This is a genomic window from Paramesorhizobium endophyticum (genome assembly GCF_014640615.1).
GTDB classification, from domain to species: Bacteria; Pseudomonadota; Alphaproteobacteria; order Rhizobiales; family Rhizobiaceae; genus Paramesorhizobium; species Paramesorhizobium endophyticum.
In genome coordinates this window covers 104607-119251 of sequence record NZ_BMHH01000008.1, presented here as the reverse complement: position 1 = coordinate 119251, position 14645 = coordinate 104607, and the positions used below count along the sequence as shown (strand labels likewise).

The window sequence follows — 14645 nt, the reverse complement described above, 5'->3', positions numbered from 1 at the left end:
GACCCTCACCTCGCATGAGGTCTGGTGCGTCTGCTCGATTGCAAAACACCCACGGATGCGCTGTTGCTTCCGTATTCGGGTGAGTTTTTTGCGATGTCCTCCGCGCCGCCGTCTGATCCTTCTCCCACAGACAGGCAGGTAATCTTCATAGGGGAGAAACCTGTCATCATGCTGTCACGTCGATCCGGCGGCTATTCAGCTTTCGAAGTGTCGTTCCATTCCATGCTTTTCCTTGATCGTCGGCCGGTTCCATGCAAATGCATCGAAAATGCGCATTCTTCTTGTCGAGGATACCCAGGATGTGGGGGAGGCTATCAGCCGCCGGTTCGAGACGGTCGGACATACGGTGGATTGGGAAACCGACGGTCAGGTCGCCTCCGATATCCTTGACTTCACGGATTATGATCTTGTCATTCTCGACGTAATGCTTCCGGGCCTCAACGGATTCGAAATATTGCGCCGGTTGCGGCAGGCGAAAAAATCCATCCCGGTGCTCGTGCTGACCGCGCGATCCGAGATTGAGGACCGGGTGGGGGCGCTGGATCTCGGCGCCGACGACTATCTCGTCAAGCCGTTCGATTTCCGCGAACTGGAGGCGCGTGCCCGCGTCCTCTTGCGCCGCAGCGCCGGTGAAGCGACGAACGTCATTGAATGCGGCGACATCGTTCTCGACCGTTCGAGCCGTAGCGTGCGTGTCGGCAAGCGCGAAGTGCAATTGAAGCGTCGGGAAATGACGCTTCTGGAAATCCTTGCCACCCGCCCGGGCCGCGTCTTCAGCAAGGATGAGTTGCTGGACCAGCTTTTCGGGTTCGACGAGGCCGCCGGACATAATGCCATCGAACTCTATGTCGGTCGGTTGAGGAAAAAGCTCGAGGGGTCGCGTGCCCGCATCGTTACCGTTCGTGGCCTTGGCTATCAACTGGTATCAGATGCCGAGGCGTGAGCCTTCCCTTTTCTGGCGCCTTGCACTGCGTGTTGCGGTGGTCTTGGCTGTCGGAGCGGGATTGCTGACGACCGCCGCCTGGTATTACGCCAGGGCAGCCGCCGACGACGCCTATGATCGATTGCTGCTCGGCGCGGCGATCCAGATGGCGGAGGGCTTGACTGTCGAGGCAGGCCATCTCGTCATCAACCTTCCGTCCTCGGCGTTCGAACTGCTGGGGCTGGCGGCCAGCGACCGGATATTCTATCGCGTCGTTGATCCGGGCGGTCGGACGCTGACGGGGTATGACGATCTCGAAACGGTCGTCGATCTCAACACGGTTCGCGCCGACCCTGTTTTCGCCTCGGCCCAGTTCCGCGGTGCTCCGGTGCGCCTGACCATCGTCGCCCGGGCGCTCTCCGATCCGACCCTTTCCGGCCGGGCCCACGTCATTGTCGCGCAAACGACCGAAGCGCGCCGCGCCCTTGCCGGCGAACTGACCTACCGTGCCGTCATTCTCGTTGCCGCAATGAGTATTCTCGCGCTTGCCGGCACGATGCTCGCCATTCGCTATTCGCTCCAGCCGATCGCTCATCTCGCAGCGGCGATGCACCGTCGCGACCCGCAGGATCTGACGCCTGTCGAGGTCGAAGCGCCGCGCGAGCTTCAACCCTTCCTTGCCTCCATCAATCATTTCATGGGGCGGCTGAGTGAACGGGTTGACCTTTTGCAGCGCTTCATCGCGGATGCTGCCCATCAGATCAGGACCCCGTTGACCGCGCTTTCGGCGCAGGTCGATCTGCTTGGCCAGGTTCAGATGGATGAATCCGGGCGTCGGCATCTGGCCCGTGTCAAGAAGCGGGCCGATGAACTGGCCCGGCTGACGAACCAGCTTCTGAGCCATGCCATGGTGATCCACCGGTCGGAATCAGTGCAGCTTGCGCCGGTCAATCTGGTGGAAATCGCAAGGCGCGCGTTTCGCGCAGCCATACCGATCACCATCGACCCCGATATCGTGGTCTCGTTCGAGGCTAGCAGCGAGGCCCCGATGGTGCTGGGCGACCCCGTCAGTCTTCGAGAAGCCATCGTCAATGTCATCGACAATTCGCTCCGGCATGGAACGATCTCGCGTCTCGAGGTGCGGGTCGCGAGCGACGGATACACCGCAAGAGTGGAAGTTGAGGATGACGGCCCCGGCATTCCCATCAGGGAGTGGGAAAGAGTGACGCAGCGCTTCGTCTCGTCCAAGTCCCATGAGGGCAGCGGCGGCCTCGGCTTCGCCATTGCATCGGAAGTTGCAACGGCTCATAGCGGGAGGCTAGGGTTCAGGGAACGGGGAGTGCGCGGCTTTACCGTCTATCTCGAAATTCCACGTGCTCCCCAGGAAGCAGAAGCGAGGAAACAGAAATGAAGACGATGGCCATCCGCTTTTCTGCTGTGGCTGTTGCCGTCATCATCGCCGGTTCGGCAAGCGCGTTGGAAGGCAGCCGGCACGTCTTTCCGGCACAACAGCATGAACGCAACGTTCTCTCCATCCATGCCGCCACCGATATTGACGCCATGGAGCCCCTCATCCTCGACTTCCAGAAAACGGCGCCCGATATCGCCGTAGAATATGTCGAGTACGTCACCAACGATCTTTACAACGAAGCCGACAAAGCCTGCCGTGACGGCTCGGCGCTCGGTGATATTTATCTCTCATCCTCCGTCGATCAACTGGTGAAACTCGCCAATGACGGTTGCGCGACGCGGCACCGGTCACCGGTGACGCAAAGTGTCGCCCCTTGGGCGAACTGGCGCGATGAGGTCTTTGGTTTCACCTTCGAGCCATCGGTATTCGTTTATAACAGTGATGTGGTGCCTGCCGAAGATGTGCCGCGGACGCATGTGGAACTCGCCGACCTGCTTCGCCGCAAGCTCGACTTTTATCACGGGCGCATTGGCACCTACGATCTGCGCCAGTCCGGCATTGGTTATCTGCTGGCATTTTATGACGCGCGCCAGACGACCACCGTCTATGGCCGCCTGCTCGAAAGCATGAGCCGGGCTGGTGCCGCAGTCCGTTGCTGCAACAGTGAAGTCCTTCAGCAGGTATCGAGCGGCAATTTTTACATCGGCTATAATATACTGGGCTCCTATGCCTATGCCGAGCACAAGCGCAATCCGCAGTTGGAAATCGTACTCCCCCGCGACTACACGCTGATCCTCAGCCGCGGCGCCCTGATACCGAAACACGCGGCGCACGGCGATCTCGGTGCCAGGTTTCTCGGCTATCTCCTGTCTGCGCGGGGCCAGGAGATAGCCCGCGAGAAAGCATTCTTCTTTTCCGAAAAAGGGCCATTGCCGCTCGATGTCGACGGTCCGCTTGCGCTGGTCGAATCCGGTATAGCGCGACCGATCCGCATCGGCCCGGAACTTCTTGCCGCACAGGATCATGCGCAGCGCGAGCGCTTCATTGCCGATTGGAGCAATCTGATCATCGGTCAGGGAAAAACCGGGCGGTAAGAGCGGGAGCTGAATGTAGCCGAAGGATATTCCAGGAGGGCCTCCCGAGGGATGGGACGGACATTAAACCGGGCCATCAGAGCGCGTCCGCTTTCTGAGCCGACTGCCGCCGAAGTGGGATATGCCGGTTGCCTACCCGGCCACCAATTTTCACACCGAAACGGCCGTAGCCTTCACCAAATGCGTAGCCGACAGCACCAAGGGCTGATGGATCGCGTGAAAGCTGGCTTCGCTTTCCCGATGGAGGAATAACCGTTAGATGGGGTATGAGTAGCCCCCGCCAAACACATGCTGGGTGGAAAGTCGGGCATCGGAAACGGTGCGGCCATTTTCATGATACATTGTCGGAGATGGTCGGGTCAGGTGTCGCTGCTGCCGTCGCTGGTTGGCGCCCCTGCGACCCTGCGACTAGACGACCCCATCGACTCTGCCATCCACGAATGAACTCTCGAAGCTTTGTGGCTTGCAGATAGAATTCCTTCGGCCGAGCAATGTCGCCGCGGATTATCTCGGCTAATCCCGCGTGCACGATCGGGAAAATCTCCGAAGTCGCCGTGCGCGACACCATCCATGACAGGCCGATCGGCAACGATACCGCGCTCGCCAACCCCGCCTGTCTCGAAGTCTACCGCAACCTGCCGGCCTTGAGGGCATGAGCGGTGGAGGCGGAGCCAAGAAGCGCCGGCCGATAGGGGAGGCGGCGGTATCGGCCGTTGCAACTGTTGGAGCCGTTCATGTAGCGCCGCTGTGTGTATTCACTTCCCTGGACGCCATCGCTATCAGGTCTCGATGGCCGAGGCTTTCCGGTTTCGCAAGAGCACCAGCACCAACGGCACGACCAGAGCAAGGACCGACAGCGTGATGAGCGTCGCGGAGTTTGGTCTGGTGAAGAACACCGTCATGTCACCTTGGCTAATCGTCATGGCTCTGCGGACCTGCTGTTCGGCGAAAGGGCCGAGGATCATGCCGATGATGACTGGACTGGTAGGAAAATCGTAGCGGCGCATGAAGAAGCCGACGATGCCGATCGCATACAAGAGCGCCAGATCGAACACGGATTGACCGATCCCATAGGTGCCGATCGTCGCGAACAGCAAAATGCCGGCATAGAGATAGGGCGTCGGTATCTTCAGCACCTGTACCCAAAGCCCTACGAGCGGAAGGTTCAACACCAGCAGCAGGACGTTGCCGATAGAGGCTGGCAATGTGGCTCCATACGAGATCCGGTTGCGATACCCGAACGCGATCCAGACATGGGCGCAATCGGAGTGCCAGTGTTCGGTGTCGGAAACATCCTGGTCGGAGCACTCGGTTTGACCAAACAGATGCAGCGCTTTACGTCGGACGCACAGAAAACTCACCTGAGACTATTGATTGCCGTCGCAAGCGAACTTTTGGCAAAACTTCGCCAGTGCGACCCCGAGGACAAGCTGAGCACAAATTGCGCATTACGACATGATCAGGCCACCATCCACATTGATCGTCTGGCCGGTAATGTATCGTGCATCTTCGGAGGCCAGAAAGGCGACGAGGGCGGCGACTTCGGCGGGAGTGCCGGCGCGGCCCATGGGAATGCCTTCGACCCACTCGGCCATCAATTCGCCCGGACCGTACTCGCCCAGCATCTGGCCCCAGACGCGATCATTGTAGTCCCACATTTCGGTATGGATGATGCCGGGGCAGATGGCGTTGGCGGTGATGCCCTCACGGGCAAGCTCCTTGGCCAGGCTCTGCGTCAGGCCGACGACGCCGAATTTCGAGGCGGCGTAGTGCGGCGTGTAGATGAAGCCTTGCCGGGCCTGCCCGGACGCTGTGTTGACGAGCCGCCCCTTGGTGCCGCTGGCGCGGAAGCGCCGGATCGCCTCCTGGCAGCAGAGAAAGACACCCTTGGTATTGACGTCGAGATTGAGATCCCATTCGCGTTCGGTCAGGTCTTCCACCTTCGCGATGGTAATGACGCCGGCATTCTGGACGGAGACCGAGACCGCACCCAGTTTCGCTTCGGCCTCGCCATAAGCATCTTGCACGGCCTTGGCGTCGGTCACATCCAGTGCAAGGCCGATGACCTCCGCGCCGGTTTCCTGCGCCAGCGCTTGCGCCGCAGCGGCCGTATCATTCTCGATCGCGGCGATGGCGACCTTTGCGCCTTCTTCTGCAAAGCGCTTGGCGATGCCGCGACCGATGCCCTTGTTGCCCCCGGTAACGAAAACCGTCTGGCCTTCAAAACGTCTCATGGTCTTTCCTTTTCATAAGCGCAGCAGGTTGAGGCTTGATCTCAATGGATCAGGCCGTAAGCCGAGCCGCAGTGAATTTATCGGTTACAAAGACATCAATGATGCCCATTTTCAGGGCGCCCGCGATAGCCTGGGTTTTCGATTCGCCGCCGGCCAAGGCCATGACGCGGTCGGCTTTCCGGAGGTCTTCCAGCGAGATGCCGATCACACGCTCGTTGAGCGGGGTTTCCACCGGCTTTCCGTCCTTGTCGTAGAACCGGAAGGATATCTCGCCAACGGCGCCGGCGTCGTGCAGCATGCCCATTTCCTGGCGAGAGAAGACATTGCCGGACCGGGCGAGGAGTTCCGAGGGTTCCACCGCGCCGATGCCGATGATCGCAAGGCTGAGGCGACCGAACAGGTCCATCGTGCCTCGCACGACCGGATCGGCCAGCATGACCAGTTTCGCTTCGCGCGATGAGGTGATCCCCTGCACCAGAAGCAGGCGCGGTTCTCCGCCCGTCAATTTGGCGAGACGCGCCGTCAGTTGTGTGGCGTGCGTCTGGACCGAGGCGTCGCCCATGCCGCCGAGAATCTGGACGATATATTTTGCCTTCGCGTTCTTGAATGGGTGGATATTGTCCGCCATGCGCAGGAGTGTCTGGCTCCAGCTTGAAACGCCAATGATTTCGTCGGGCCGGAGGGTAACTTCCAGGAAATGAGCCGCTGCTTCGCCGATGCGGGCCATGATCGCACCGTCGCGATCTTCGGAGCAATCGATGACGATAGCCTCCGTCAGCCCGTAGCGATCACGCAACGCGGTCTCGAGATCGGCAAAGGTTCCTGGCGGTGGTATCACCGTCGTGCGCACAATGTCTTCCTGCTCCGCCCGCTTCAGCATGCGCGACACGGTCGCCTGCGACATATGCATGGTTTCGGCGATCTCCGACTGCCGCTTGCCCTCGACATGATACATCTGGGCAATGCGGGCAATCAGGCGCAGCTCGTTAATTCGTCCCATTGGCCCCTCCATGTGTGAATTTTTATTCACCATTAAATGAAGGAGTTTGAATGGTCGAGCGGTAGATTGCATCCTGCCAGACCGCAAGCCGCGCGGGGGTGTCCGTCGCGCGCGGCGGCAGAGGGTTTCCAGGGCGCCGCAGGGCGGCAATGGTCGCGATATCCGGCCACACACCCAGCGAAAGACCGGCCAGATAGGCCGCGCCCAGCGCCGACGCTTCCGGGGCGTCGCATTGGATGATCGTGTGGTTTAACGTATTTGCGACGCATTGCATCAGGAACGCGTTCCTGCTTGGGCCCCCATCGGCAAAAAGACGGCCAAGCGGCGTTGGCGATTGCGCCGACATGGCCTTGAACACATCATGGATCTGGAAGGCGATCGAATCCGTCACGGCCCGGGCCATCTGGGCGCGGTTGGTGTTAAACGTGATGCCGGAGAAGAGGGCGCGCGCGTCGGCCTGCCAATGGGGAGCGCCCAAGCCGACGAAGGCCGGCACGAAACCTGGGCCGCCGGGCTCCGCCGTCGCGGCCAGATCGGTCAAGGCCTGAACATCCGGCAGCCCAAGCATATCTGCCATCCACGGCAGCGCTGCAGCCGAAACAAGGATATTGCCCTCAAAGGCATAAGTCGGCTGGCCATTGATCGACCATGCGATGGTGGTCGTGATGCCCTTTTGTGGTGCGATGAAGCGGGGCAGTGTCGTCATGACCGATGAACCGGTTCCGAAAGTCACTTTGCCGTCGCCCGGATTGAAGGCGCCATGTCCGAAGAGCGCCGCATGGCTGTCTCCGATGGCCGAGGCGATCGGCAGCCCGTCTTTGAGCGCCGGTACATTCCTGGTCTTTCCGAAGTGGGATGCGCTCTCGCGCACTTCGGGCAGGGCGGATTTCGGCACACCGAACAGGTCGCAAAGCTCGTCGCTCCAGACCTGACGGTTCAAATCATAAAGCTGGCTGCGGGCAGCATTGGCAGCATCGCAGGCATGCACCGCGCCATCTGTGAGGCAGTGAATCAGCCAGGCGTCAATCGTGCCCAGGCGGACATCGCGCCCTGCGGGAACGCGGTCCAGAAGCCATTTCATCTTAGGCCCTGGAAACATCGGATCGATCGGCAGACCGGTGAGCGCCTGGACCCGCGTTGCATGGCCGGCAGAGATCAGCTGCGCGCAGGCCGGCGCACTGCGGCGGCACTGCCAGCTGACAACGGGGCCGAGCGGCTGGCCTGTGATGGCATCCCAGATCGTGACGGATTCGCGCTGATTGGAAATCGCAATGCCTAGAATGTCGACCTCGGGTCCTGCTTTCAAGCAGGCGGAAATCGCCTCCAGCACCGATTCCCATATGCGAAGCGGGCTTTGTTCCACCCAGCCCGGCTGCGGCAGCTCGATGCCGACGGGACATGATCCACGCGACACAATCTCGCCTGTCGTCGAGACGAGCACCGCTTTGGAATTCGTGGTGCCCTGATCAATAGCGAGAATGGCGGTTCTCATGACAGCTCCGACAGGTGGGAATTAAGGGGGGGCGCGGCTAAGGGGGGTGCCGCGCCCGGCACGTCATCTAACCCGCGCCATCAGGCGCGGGAAGACTTCCGTGCTATCAGGGTGATGGCCGCATCGGCGATTGCCGTGGGCGACATGCCGAATTCGTCCAGCAGGAATTCGGCCGATCCGGTGGGAGCGAAGATGCCCGGCACGCCCAGGATTTTCATCGGCACAGGCGCTTCCGCCACCACGACTTCGGCTATCGCTGAGCCAAGCCCGCCGAAAATGGAATGTTCTTCCGCGCTCAGGATGGCGCCGGTTTCTTGCGCTGCGGCGACAATTGCTTCCACATCGATCGGGCGGACCGTCGCCATGTTGAGCACGCGGGCTTCGATGCCTTTCGCAGCCAGAAGCTCAGCCGCCTTCATCAGGCGGTGCGTCAACGTGCCGTTGGCGATCAGCGTAATCGCATCGCCGTCACGCAGCAGATTGGCTTTGCCCAGCTCGAATTTGTGTCCCGCCGGCAGCAGGTCCGGTACGCCCACGCGCGACAAGCGCAGGAACACCGGTCCCTCGTAGGCTGCAGCCCATTCGACGGCTGCGGCGGTCTCGATCGAATCGCACGGCGCGATCACGGGCAAATTCGGCAGTACGCGCATCCAGGCAAAATCTTCGATGGAATGGTGCGTAGGCCCAAGTTCGCCGTAGGCCATGCCGGACGAAATGCCAACCAGCTTCACATTGGCATTGGAATAGGCGATATCGGCCTTGATCTGCTCCAGCGACCGCCCCGTCAGGAAGCAGGCCGCGCCGCAAACGAAGGGCAGGAGCCCCCCATTGGCCAGCCCCGCGCCGACGCCAACCATGTTTTGCTCGGCAATGCCCACATTGACGAGGCGTTCTGGCCATTTTGCCTTGAAGCCGTCCAGCTTGGAGGAGCCGACCGAGTCATTGCAGACCGCTACAATCCTGGGGTTGTCCGCACCAAGGCGCTCCAGCACGGAGACGAATGCATCGCGGCAGTCGTGAAGCTTGGGTGTGTGTGTCACGGCATTCATTACAGGGCCTCCGAAAGCTCAGCCAGGGCGATTTTGTATTGTTCGGCATTCGGCACCTTGTGGTGCCAATCGACCGTGTCCTGCATAAACGAGATGCCGTGCCCCTTGTTGGTATGGGCGACGATGCAATGCGGACGCTCGCCGCGCCGCTCAAGCGCTGGGACGATCTGCGCCATTTCATTGCCGTTGATCTCCGTCACATCCCAGCCAAACGCTTCGAGCTTGGCAGGGAAGGGCGCCAGATTGTTGGTGTCCTTCAGCGCGGCGCCTTGCTGAAAACGGTTGTGATCGATGATCAGCGTCAGATTGTCGAGGCCGAACTGGGCTGCAGATGAGATTGCCTCCCAGTTGGACCCTTCCTGCATCTCGCCATCGCCGGTCAGGACATACGTGTGGTAACCGGCGCCGGTCAGCTTGGCCGCCTTCGCCGTTCCCACAGCAAAAGGCAGGCCGTGGCCCAGCGGACCGGTGTTGGTCTCAACGCCTGGAACCTTGTTGCAATTGGGGTGCCCGTTCAGCCGCGAATGCGGCTTCAGAAATGTGGAAATCTCTTCCTCCGGCAGGAAGCCGCGCTTGGCCAATGTCACGTAGAAAGCAAGTGCGACATGGCCCTTCGAGAGGATGAACCTGTCGCGGTCGGGATGTTTCGGCTGATCGGGCCAGACGCGGAGCACCCGAAAATACAGCGCTGTCAGAATATCGATGGCGGACATCTCGCCCCCGATGTGGCCGGCGCCGGCTTCGAAAACCGCCTGCAGGTCGCGCAGACGAATCTGGCGGGCGATGTTGTCGAGATCATTCGGTTGCATGAATTCCTCTCAGTGAATAAATATACAGTGATCTATATATTTGCACCATGCTGCATCAAGTCAAGCGGGAATCGACAATCTTGCTGAAAAATCCATCGACAAAGAATGTTGACAGCCAAGGGAATGGTCATATACGAATTTAAAGCCGATCTTGAATATTTATGCTGATTGATAGCGAGGCGGCATCGGGTGTCGGGAAAAGGAGGAAGCCATGGCTACGACAATTCAGGAAGAAAAAGGGTTCGCGGGCGGGGTTTTCGGATCGATGCGAGGGGCTACGGGCCCGTTGATCGGCCTCATTCTGTTGTGCCTGTTCCTCACCTTTGCCACCGACAAATTCTTTTCGGTCCGCAATTTCCTGAACATCATGGATCAGATCACCGTTTTGGGTGTGATGGCTGTCGGTATGACCATGGTCATCTTGATCGGCGGTATCGATCTTGCCGTGGGCTCGGTCATGGCGCTGTCCATGATGGTGCTGGGCTATCTGCATGTCACGGCCGGTGTGCCGATGATGTTCGCCATACCCCTGGCCTTGCTTGCGGCTTCCCTGAACGGCTTGATTGCGGGTCTCATTATCACTCGTTTCAACGTGCCCGCATTCATCGCGACACTGGCCATGATGTCGATCTCACGCGGTCTGGCCAATATGATTACCGACGGCCAGCAGATCATTGGCTTTCCAGCTTGGTTCAACACCATGGCGATTGTGCGGTTTGGCGGCTTCCTGACGCCGACGGTCGCCGTGATGCTGGTCGTATTCGCTCTCGGGTTGCTCTATCAGCGCTATCGTAAGGGCGGGCGCATTCTTTACGCCATCGGGGGTAATCCTGAAGTGGCGCGACTGGCGGGCATCAACGTTCAACGGGCGACGGTTCTCGTCTATGTCGTATGCAGCTTTCTTGCCGGACTGGCCGGGATGGTTCTGGCGGCGCGTCTGGACTCCGTCCAGCCTTCGTCAGGCGTTTCTTATGAACTCGACGCCATTGCGGCAGTCGTGATCGGGGGCACCTCGCTTTCCGGCGGCACGGGCGGCATTGGCGGCACCATTATCGGCGTGCTGATCATTGGGGTTTTGCGCAACGGGCTCAACCTGCTCAGCGTCTCTCCGTTCATGCAGCAGGTGATCATCGGCGCGGTCATTGTCCTGGCTGTCACGGCCGAAACCTACCGCAAGCGGAGATAATTATTCCATCCGGAGGCTACGCGCCCGGGTGCTGAAAACGGTCGGCAATGGTGCTGACCGGCAAGGGAGAGGGAGCCTGCCTGGCAGGAACCCCAGATGGTAACTCGGAGGAGAAACTATGAAACTGTCCAAATTGCTGTTGGTGGCGACCGCCGCGACGTTTCTGATGTCGCCGCTCGGCGCTTCTGCGGCGGAAGTGAAGAAGATCGGTCTCGCCGTTCCAAACCTTCAGGCTGACTTCTTTAACCAGATCAAGCTCGGCGTTGAGAAATACGCCAAGGAAAAGGGTCTCGAAGTCATCGTCGTCGATGCGAAAGGTGACACCGCGACGCAGGTCAGCCAGGTTCAGGACCTGATGACCCAGGGCATCGACGCCTTCATCTACATCCCCGCAGGCGCCGCCGCCGCGGCTGTTCCGACACGGCTTGCCCGCGCTGCCGGCATTCCGGTGATCAACGTCGATCGCGTTCCGGAAGGTGCGCCGGGCGATACCTTCATCGCCGGAGAGAGCGTCAACTCCGCCTATGAAGTGTGCAAGCACATCATCGAAAAGGCCGGCGGCAAGGGCAAGATGGCGATCATCCATGGCCAGAAGGGCACGACGCCCGAAGTTGATCGCTTCGCCGGCTGCAAGCGCGCCATCGATGAGGCCAAGGGCGTCGAACTGGTCGACCAGCAGTGGAGCGCCATGTGGTCGGCGGACGAAGGCTTCTCGATCGCGCAGAACATGCTGCAGGCAAATCCGGATATCACCATCATCTTCGGCCAGGCCGATGGTCTGGCGATGGGTGCAGCCAAGGCCGTCGATGTCGCCAATCTTTCGGACAAGGTGATCATCGGCGGTTATGACGGCGACGTCTCGGCCCTCGAATATCTCGCCAGGTGCAAAGGACCGTTCATCGCCACCGCGACGCAGAGCACCCAGAAAATGGGCGTTCTCGCCGTTGAGTCCGCGCTTGCTGTCGCCGCCGGCCAGAAGGTCGAAGCGCGCCAGACCCCGAATGCCGTTCTGACGACCTGCGAAAATGCTCCGGAGTTCGTCAAGAACCACCCGTAACCGGTCCTGAACTTGAAAGGCAGCAGCGTCATGACGAACCGCTCCTCCATCCTGTCGCTCCGTGGCATTCAGAAGTCCTACGGTCCGATCAAGGTGTTGCATGGTGTCGATCTCGACATCTACCCCGGTGAGGTCGTGGCGCTGCTCGGTGAAAACGGTGCCGGAAAGTCGACCTTGTCGAACATCATTTCCGGCACGGTGAAGCCTTCCGCCGGTGAGATGATCTGGCTTGGGGCGGCTTACGCCCCTGCCAATCCGCGTGCCGCGATGGATCTTGGCGTCGGCATGATCCATCAGGAACTGAAACTGCTGCCGAAACTGTCGATTGCGGAAAATGTCTTTCTCGGACGCTATCCTATGCGCGCCGGGCGGATCGACAGGAAGACGATGGAGGAGCGCGCACGTGCAGGCTTGCAGCGACTTGGCCTCGATGTTTCTCCCGACCGTCTTGTTGAAGGGCTGTCCACCGGAAAGCAGCAACTGATTGAAATCGCCAAGGCACTCACCCTCAATGCCCGTTTGCTGATTCTCGATGAGCCGACAGCCGCACTTGGCGGCGAGGAGACCCAACTCCTCTTCCAGCAGATCGAGCGTCTGAAGGCAGACGGGGTGGGCATCATATACATTTCCCACCGCCTTGAAGAAATCCGGCAGATTAGCGACCGCATTGTCGTGATGCGCGACGGCGCCAAGGTGAAGGAATTCGACAGTGGTAATGTGCCGGTCCGCAGCATCGTCGAGGCTATGGTCGGGCGCTCACTGGACCGGATGTTTCCTGCACTGCCCACGCCTTCGGAGGAGGTGACGCTCGAGGTTCGCAAGCTGGCGTCCCCGACCAACGCCTTTCGCGATATCAATTTTTCGGTCCGGAAGGGTGAGATTTTCGGTATCGCCGGCCTTATGGGGGCAGGCCGCACCGAGCTTGTCCGGGCCATCACCGGCGCCGACCCCATTTCCGGCGGCGAGGTTCTTCTGAACGGAAAAGCCATCACACCGGGTTCGCCTATCGAGGCGATCCGAAATGGCATTGTTCTCGTGCCTGAAGACCGCAAGCTTCAGGGCGTCGTGCTCGATCATTCGATCGCGGAGAACATCGGTTACGCCAATCTCGATGAAATTGCCCGCAATGGCTGGATTTCATCCAGCCGCCTGCATCGGTTCGCCGATGACTACATAAAGCGGTTTGGCGTCAAGGGCCGTGGCCGGCAGAAGGCCGGCGAGCTCTCCGGCGGTAACCAGCAAAAAGTCGTGCTGGCCAAGTGGCTGGCCCGAAAGCCGCAGGTCGTGGTGCTGGATGAACCAACGCGCGGCATCGATGTGGGCGCCCGCTCGTCGATTTACGATCTTATCGTGGATCTGGCCCGCGGAGGGGTCGCGGTGATCGTGGTCAGTTCGGATCTCGAGGAAGTTCTCGGCGTGTCCAGCCGCATCATGGTCATGGCACAGGGTAAACAGGCTGGTATTCTCGACCGCAAAGACGCAAACGACGTCTCGGTCATGGAACTGGCGACAATCTGAACGGGAACAAGTTCGTTATGTCTGACATCACTCTCAATACGCCCAAAATGTTTGATCTTTCCGGGAACGTCGCATTGGTGACCGGGGCCGGCAGTGGTATCGGCCAGCACATCGCCATGGGACTGGCACAATGCGGCGCGGACGTGGCGCTCCTTGATCGCCGTACCGATGACGGTCTGGCAAAAACCGCCGATTTCATTGCAAGCACGGGACGCCGCAGCATTCAGATTGCCGCAGATGTGACCAGCGCCACCGCCCTCAATGACGCTGTCGCCCGCACGCAGGCAGAGCTTGGCCCCCTGACCTTGGCGGTCAATGCTGCCGGTATCGCCAATGCCAGCCCGGCGGAGGATATGGAAGAAAGCCAGTTCCAGACGATGATTGACATCAACCTCAAGGGCGTCTTCCTCTCCTGTCAGGCCGAATCCCGCGCCATGCTCAAGAACGGGCGCGGATCGATCATCAACATTGCTTCCATGTCCGGCGTCATCGTCAATCGCGGTCTGCGCCAATGCCATTACAACGCCTCCAAGGCAGGTGTCATCCACATGTCGAAGTCGATGGCGATGGAATGGGTCGGTCGCGGCATTCGCGTCAACACGATCAGCCCTGGCTATACCGCGACACCGATGAATATGCGCCCTGAAATGGTGCACCAGACCAAGCAGTTCGAGGAGCAAACGCCGATGCAACGCATGGCTCGCGTCGACGAGATGGTCGGGCCCGCCATATTCCTCCTTTCGGACGCGGCAAGCTATGTGACCGGCATAGACCTTCTGGTCGATGGCGGTTTTTGTTGCTGGTAGAGACCGACGGGCTTGGGCCCACTTTTTTGTCATGCGCTGGCCTCTTGTGTTTCACTGCAAGAATCTC

At 60.0% G+C, this 14645-nt stretch carries 13 protein-coding genes and 1 pseudogene; 8 read left to right on the top strand and 6 right to left on the bottom strand.

Annotated elements, in window-relative coordinates:
* Positions 1 to 268: 268 nt before the first annotated feature.
* The 4 genes from IEX53_RS11775 (at position 269) to IEX53_RS11760 (ending at position 4083) form a co-directional block, all read left to right on the top strand.
* On the top strand, positions 269 to 943 hold the full coding sequence (locus IEX53_RS11775) for a response regulator transcription factor (RefSeq protein ID WP_188824357.1): 675 nt from the start codon (positions 269 to 271) through the stop codon (positions 941 to 943).
* Positions 930 to 2333, top strand: a complete 1404-nt coding sequence (locus IEX53_RS11770) for a sensor histidine kinase (RefSeq protein WP_188824450.1) — start codon at positions 930 to 932, stop codon at positions 2331 to 2333. The genes IEX53_RS11775 and IEX53_RS11770 overlap by 14 nt, the downstream gene beginning before the upstream one ends.
* Positions 2330 to 3427 (top strand): ABC transporter substrate-binding protein, encoded by a 1098-nt coding sequence (locus tag IEX53_RS11765; RefSeq protein WP_236016158.1) that lies wholly within the window; start codon positions 2330 to 2332, stop codon positions 3425 to 3427. Before IEX53_RS11770 ends, IEX53_RS11765 begins: the two co-directional genes overlap by 4 nt.
* Positions 3428 to 3918: 491 nt before the next feature.
* The gene (locus IEX53_RS11760; protein ID WP_188824356.1) at positions 3919 to 4083 is read left to right on the top strand and encodes a hypothetical protein; all 165 of its coding nucleotides are present in this window, start codon (positions 3919 to 3921) and stop codon (positions 4081 to 4083) included.
* Between the two features lie 123 nt (positions 4084 to 4206).
* Here the strand turns inward: IEX53_RS11760 and IEX53_RS11755 are convergent.
* The 6 genes and pseudogenes from IEX53_RS11755 to IEX53_RS11730 all read right to left on the bottom strand — a co-directional run.
* Positions 4207 to 4660 (bottom strand): annotated as a pseudogene (locus IEX53_RS11755) (tripartite tricarboxylate transporter permease); the annotation flags it as partial.
* Positions 4661 to 4875: 215 nt separating this feature from the next.
* Positions 4876 to 5661, bottom strand: a complete 786-nt coding sequence (locus IEX53_RS11750; protein ID WP_188824355.1) for an SDR family oxidoreductase — start codon at positions 5659 to 5661, stop codon at positions 4876 to 4878.
* Between the two features lie 49 nt (positions 5662 to 5710).
* Entirely contained in the window at positions 5711 to 6661 is a 951-nt protein-coding gene (locus tag IEX53_RS11745; protein ID WP_188824354.1) for a sugar-binding transcriptional regulator, read from the bottom strand.
* Positions 6662 to 6683: 22 nt separating this feature from the next.
* Entirely contained in the window at positions 6684 to 8153 is a 1470-nt protein-coding gene (locus tag IEX53_RS11740) for an FGGY family carbohydrate kinase (protein WP_188824353.1), read from the bottom strand.
* Positions 8154 to 8233: 80 nt separating this feature from the next.
* Entirely contained in the window at positions 8234 to 9202 is a 969-nt protein-coding gene (locus tag IEX53_RS11735; RefSeq protein ID WP_188824352.1) for a transketolase family protein, read from the bottom strand.
* Complete coding sequence (locus IEX53_RS11730; RefSeq protein WP_188824351.1) at positions 9202 to 10011, bottom strand: transketolase; 810 nt, start codon at positions 10009 to 10011, stop codon at positions 9202 to 9204. The genes IEX53_RS11735 and IEX53_RS11730 overlap by 1 nt, the downstream gene beginning before the upstream one ends.
* A 211-nt stretch (positions 10012 to 10222) precedes the next feature.
* Between IEX53_RS11730 and IEX53_RS11725 the strand changes: the two genes are divergently transcribed.
* From IEX53_RS11725 to IEX53_RS11710, 4 genes are all read left to right on the top strand, one after another.
* Entirely contained in the window at positions 10223 to 11197 is a 975-nt protein-coding gene (locus tag IEX53_RS11725) for an ABC transporter permease (RefSeq protein WP_188824350.1), read from the top strand.
* 118 nt (positions 11198 to 11315) lie between these two features.
* A complete protein-coding gene (locus tag IEX53_RS11720; RefSeq protein ID WP_188824349.1) occupies positions 11316 to 12254 on the top strand; it encodes a substrate-binding domain-containing protein in 939 nt (312 codons plus the stop codon).
* Between the two features lie 30 nt (positions 12255 to 12284).
* The gene (locus IEX53_RS11715; RefSeq protein WP_188824348.1) at positions 12285 to 13772 is read left to right on the top strand and encodes a sugar ABC transporter ATP-binding protein; all 1488 of its coding nucleotides are present in this window, start codon (positions 12285 to 12287) and stop codon (positions 13770 to 13772) included.
* A 17-nt stretch (positions 13773 to 13789) separates the two neighbouring features.
* Entirely contained in the window at positions 13790 to 14578 is a 789-nt protein-coding gene (locus tag IEX53_RS11710) for an SDR family oxidoreductase (RefSeq protein ID WP_188824347.1), read from the top strand.
* The last annotated feature ends 67 nt before the right edge of the window (positions 14579 to 14645 follow it).

Bases quoted from the DNA above. Each gene is read 5' to 3' on its own strand.
- IEX53_RS11775 (WP_188824357.1), top strand. From the start codon at position 269: ATGCGCATTCTTCTTGTCGAGGATACCCAGGATGTGGGGGAGGCTATC.
- IEX53_RS11770 (WP_188824450.1), top strand. From the start codon at position 930: ATGCCGAGGCGTGAGCCTTCCCTTTTCTGGCGCCTTGCACTGCGTGTT.
- IEX53_RS11765 (WP_236016158.1), top strand. From the start codon at position 2,330: ATGAAGACGATGGCCATCCGCTTTTCTGCTGTGGCTGTTGCCGTCATC.
- IEX53_RS11760 (WP_188824356.1), top strand. From the start codon at position 3,919: ATGTCGCCGCGGATTATCTCGGCTAATCCCGCGTGCACGATCGGGAAA.
- IEX53_RS11750 (WP_188824355.1), bottom strand. From the start codon at position 5,661: ATGAGACGTTTTGAAGGCCAGACGGTTTTCGTTACCGGGGGCAACAAG.
- IEX53_RS11745 (WP_188824354.1), bottom strand. From the start codon at position 6,661: ATGGGACGAATTAACGAGCTGCGCCTGATTGCCCGCATTGCCCAGATG.
- IEX53_RS11740 (WP_188824353.1), bottom strand. From the start codon at position 8,153: ATGAGAACCGCCATTCTCGCTATTGATCAGGGCACCACGAATTCCAAA.
- IEX53_RS11735 (WP_188824352.1), bottom strand. From the start codon at position 9,202: ATGAATGCCGTGACACACACACCCAAGCTTCACGACTGCCGCGATGCA.
- IEX53_RS11730 (WP_188824351.1), bottom strand. From the start codon at position 10,011: ATGCAACCGAATGATCTCGACAACATCGCCCGCCAGATTCGTCTGCGC.
- IEX53_RS11725 (WP_188824350.1), top strand. From the start codon at position 10,223: ATGGCTACGACAATTCAGGAAGAAAAAGGGTTCGCGGGCGGGGTTTTC.
- IEX53_RS11720 (WP_188824349.1), top strand. From the start codon at position 11,316: ATGAAACTGTCCAAATTGCTGTTGGTGGCGACCGCCGCGACGTTTCTG.
- IEX53_RS11715 (WP_188824348.1), top strand. From the start codon at position 12,285: ATGACGAACCGCTCCTCCATCCTGTCGCTCCGTGGCATTCAGAAGTCC.
- IEX53_RS11710 (WP_188824347.1), top strand. From the start codon at position 13,790: ATGTCTGACATCACTCTCAATACGCCCAAAATGTTTGATCTTTCCGGG.